The organism is Pseudoalteromonas sp., assembly GCF_041613455.1.
Classification (GTDB): Bacteria; Pseudomonadota; Gammaproteobacteria; order Enterobacterales; family Alteromonadaceae; genus Pseudoalteromonas.
Genome location: NZ_JBFJHD010000251.1, coordinates 1 through 3870 on the forward strand (window position 1 = coordinate 1; position 3870 = coordinate 3870).

General features: G+C 41.4%; 4 protein-coding genes. 3 read left to right on the forward strand and 1 reads right to left on the reverse strand.

Annotated features, from left to right (window positions below; translation table 11 throughout):
• Positions 1–505: glycosyltransferase family 25 protein (locus ABYB02_RS15340; protein ID WP_372763275.1), on the forward strand; the 505-nt coding region annotated here is incomplete at its 5' end.
• Between the two features lie 122 nt (positions 506–627).
• Here ABYB02_RS15340 and ABYB02_RS15345 read toward each other — a convergent pair.
• Positions 628–1731: a phosphoribosylaminoimidazolesuccinocarboxamide synthase gene (locus ABYB02_RS15345; protein ID WP_372763276.1), complete on the reverse strand. Its 1104-nt coding sequence runs from the start codon at positions 1729–1731 to the stop codon at positions 628–630.
• Positions 1732–1909: 178 nt separating this feature from the next.
• Between ABYB02_RS15345 and ABYB02_RS15350 the strand changes: the two genes are divergently transcribed.
• Positions 1910–2983, forward strand: a complete 1074-nt coding sequence (locus tag ABYB02_RS15350; protein ID WP_372763277.1) for a CDP-glycerol--glycerophosphate glycerophosphotransferase — start codon at positions 1910–1912, stop codon at positions 2981–2983.
• Positions 2984–3283: 300 nt separating this feature from the next.
• A partial coding sequence (locus ABYB02_RS15355) for an ATP-binding cassette domain-containing protein (RefSeq protein ID WP_372763278.1) occupies positions 3284–3870 on the forward strand: 587 nt, incomplete at its 3' end.

Sequence of the window (3870 nt, forward strand, 5' to 3'; positions counted from 1 at the left end):
GTGGGAAAAAATGGTCGAAGAAAATACCCCTATGGCGGTGATCCTCGAAGATGATTTGTTTATCAAAAAACACCTAAAAACGGTTATTACTGCAGCACAACAGTTACAAAACTGGGATTTAGTTAAGCTCTCCGACAATAGGAATTTCCCTTTTGTAGAAACTAGCCCTTTAGCGCACAAGCTTACCTTAGGTAATTACCTTAAAGCGCCTAATGGCGCACAAGGCTATATTTTAAGTTTAGATGGCGCAAAAAAATTATTGCAGCGTAAACCTTTTTATCGCCCTGTTGATGTCGATATGCAATTCCATAGCGAAGTAGGCTTAACTATGGTGGGTATAAAACCGTACCCAATTGCTGAAGATCGCAGTTTCGAAAGTGAAATTACACGTGTGAGCGCTGGCAAGCATTCAAACCGCAGCACCTTTTTTAGAAATTTAAAGTATCGCACGCGTATTTATGTTGAGCGTAAAAAAATAACCGCAAATATTTCTTCCTTAGTTTAGGATTTACTGACTTGAATACCGCTGTGGTTCAAAATTGTTGTTATGTTACAACTAAAAAAGCCCAGTTTAACCGCTAGTACACGTTAAACCGGGCTTCTTAAACCATTGCTTTATAGTAAAATTTATTTATTAATTAAACCATAATCGGCATCGAGTATATTAATCACTTCTTGGCGCGGATCAGCTGGTATTACAATGTCTTTACCCACTATTTTACTGGCAATACCAACATACGTGTTCGACACTTCTAGCATCACCGACTCAGGTAAAATGTAATCTTTAGCGAGCTGTTCGCGCTCATCCATACGATCTTTATTAAGTAACACATCGCTTTCTGGCACGTTGTTAATTAACAGCTGACGGAAGCCCTCTTTTGAGTTTTCAACAATTTTACCATTACGGTACGCAGCCCCATCCCAAATGCGCGACGAATCAGGCGTACCTACTTCATCAATATAAATAAGCTGTTGTGCGCCGTTGATATCTTCAACGTAACCAAACTCAAATTTAGTATCTACAAAAATTTGATCAAGTTTGGCCAACTCACCACTGATCAACTGAAAACCTTCCACTAATAATTTTTCGTACTGAGCAACATCGTCAGCCGACTTAAAATTAAATACCTCAAGGTTATTAGTAATGTTATCGCGAGTAATATTCACATCGTCAACCGGTGGAATATCGGCAACACCCTCAATAATGCCTTTAGTAGAAGGTGTTATAAGTACGTTATCGAGCTTTTGGTTGGCGCTTAGACCTTCTGGCAGCTCAATACCACAAAAGTGGCGTATACCTTTAGCGTAATCGCGCCACATGCTACCGGTAATATATTGGCGCGCTATGGCTTCTACTTTAACGGTGCTGGCTTTGCGCACAATCCACACATACGGGTGCGGAATATCCACAATATGATTACCCGCAAGGCCTGCTTCATCAAATAATTTAAACCAATGTGCTGCTACCGAGTTGAGCGCAATCCCTTTACCCGGCACGCCATTTAAACCATTTTCGCCCTGCCAAATGCAGTCAAACGCCGAAATTCTATCGGAAATAACCATTATTGCCAGCTCGGTATCTGCTGGTACTTTATAGCCTTTTTCGTTAATTAAACGCGCGCTGTCTTCATCGGTTAACCAATAAACTGAACGCACTTTACCACTGTGAACTTTACCTTTGGTACGAATTGGTAAATCATCGTTTACGTCTAAAACTTTATAGCTAGTCATGCTATCTCCGGGGTTTGGCATGCTCATAGAGCAAAGTATGGTATGGGGTTATAGAGGCCATATAATAATGCAGCCAAGTGCAAAGCTCAATCGCGCACCGAAACAAAGTTAACGGCTTTATTTATCTGCTTGTAACATTAAGGTAAACTAGCAAGGTTAAAAACCTCAAGGAGTTAACTTGGACTACCTAGCCGCCAGTAAAAACAAAAAGTACTTAATGTATATTTCTCAAAATTACTCGTACGCTATTTTAAGGCCGTTACAGGCACAAATTTTGGCACACGGTGGCGAAGTGCGTTGGTTTTTACAAGGTGATGACGTTAATCCTGACTTTTTAGCCGATGATGAAATACAACTTCACTCAATTAAAGCAATAAAACAGTGGGCGCCCGATGCGACTTTTGCCCCAGCTAATTTAATACCTACTTTTTTCCCAGGTAAAAAAGTTGCTGTTTTTCATGGCTTTGATGCCGGTAAGCTAAATAAAAAAGGTGAAAACGACCACTTTAAAGCCAGAGGGTGTTTTGATCTGTATTGTACACAAGGGCCAAATACTACAGGCCCGTTTAAAGCATTAGAACAGCAGTTAGGTTATTTTAAAGTAACCGAAACAGGCTGGCCGCCGTTGGACCGCTTTTTTATTCCCGAAGGCACTAACCGTTACAAAGATAGCAACGACACGCGCCCCACATTATTAATTTGTTCTACATTTTCCAAGCGTTTGTCGCTAGCCCCTAAACTATACAAGCAAATTAAACATTTTAGTGAACACGGCAAGTGGCGTATTTTAATGCAGTTTCATCCCAAAATGCCGAGCGAATGGGTGGCTAAATACCAAGCGCTCAGCAATGAAAACTTAAGCTTTATTGAAACCGACGACGTGGTACCGTTATTAACAGCGGCTGATGTGATGCTGTGCGACACCTCATCTATATTACAAATGTTTTTAGTACAACGAAAACCAGTAGTCACCTTTTGCAATAAAGCCCCAGCAAAGCATTTGCTCGATATAACCCATGCCGATGAAGTAGAAGCCGCAATAGAGCATGCATTTACTTATCCAGCTGAACTAATTAGTAATATTGAAGAGTACTGCCAACAGTTACATCCGTATACCGATGGTAAATCAAGCGAACGGGTGCTTGCTGCTACCAACGAGCTATTACTCAGTAACGAACAGTTCAAAGCCAAACCATTAAATTTACTCAGACAATTTAAAATGCGCAGAAAACTCAACTATTGGGGTTGGTAATCAATAACTTTAGATAAAGAAGAGCAGCGGTCAGGTTTTAGCTGTCAGCGCAGAGCAAAAGATTAACCAAACGCGAAGTAAATTCGCACCTACGGATGTGGAATATCATGCTTTTTGGCGTGTAGGTGAGGTTTTACACCTCGCTTTTCCTAGCACCTAGAACCCAGTACCTAAAACCCGTGCCTTTAACTATTCCTGCTGAACGCTGAAATCTGCCCACTGAGCGCGCCCCACCTTCCTTTCCCGATTATTATCGCTTAACATTGCTGCACGCTATCATTGGTTAACTATTAAGTTGTTATGATCACACTGTCTGAGCTGTTATTTAAATGGCATAAAAATGCACACCCACCCACCCTGAAAATTAAGCAGCTAAACATCAAACCCGGTGAGCATGTATTTTTACATGGCCCTAGTGGCTGTGGTAAATCAACTTTGTTAGCATTATTAGCGGGTATTAATACCGCCACCAGCGGTGAAGTGTGTATTTTAGGCCAAAATCTGAGTGCTTTAAGCAATACTCAGCGCGATGCCTTTAGAGCGGATCATATTGGTTATATTTTTCAAAACTTTAATTTATTGCCCTACTTAACCCCGCTTGAAAACGTGACTTTAGGCTGTCAATTTTCTACCGCGCGGCAGCAACAAGCACTAAAACACGCTAGTAGCTTAAATGCAGAAGCCACTCGATTACTTAATGCGCTGGGCTTAGCGTCGCAGTTTCATAATATAAGTGTAGGTGAGTTAAGTATTGGTCAGCAACAACGAGTGGCAGCAGCACGGGCGTTTATTGGCAGCCCCGAGCTAATTATTGCCGATGAGCCCACCTCGGCGCTTGACGCCAACAATCGGCAAAGCTTTATTAACTTATTGTTTGAGCAAGCCAA

Excerpts from the sequence above, each read along its gene's own strand:
- ABYB02_RS15345 (WP_372763276.1), bottom strand. The coding sequence starts at position 1,731 with ATGACTAGCTATAAAGTTTTAGACGTAAACGATGATTTACCAATTCGT.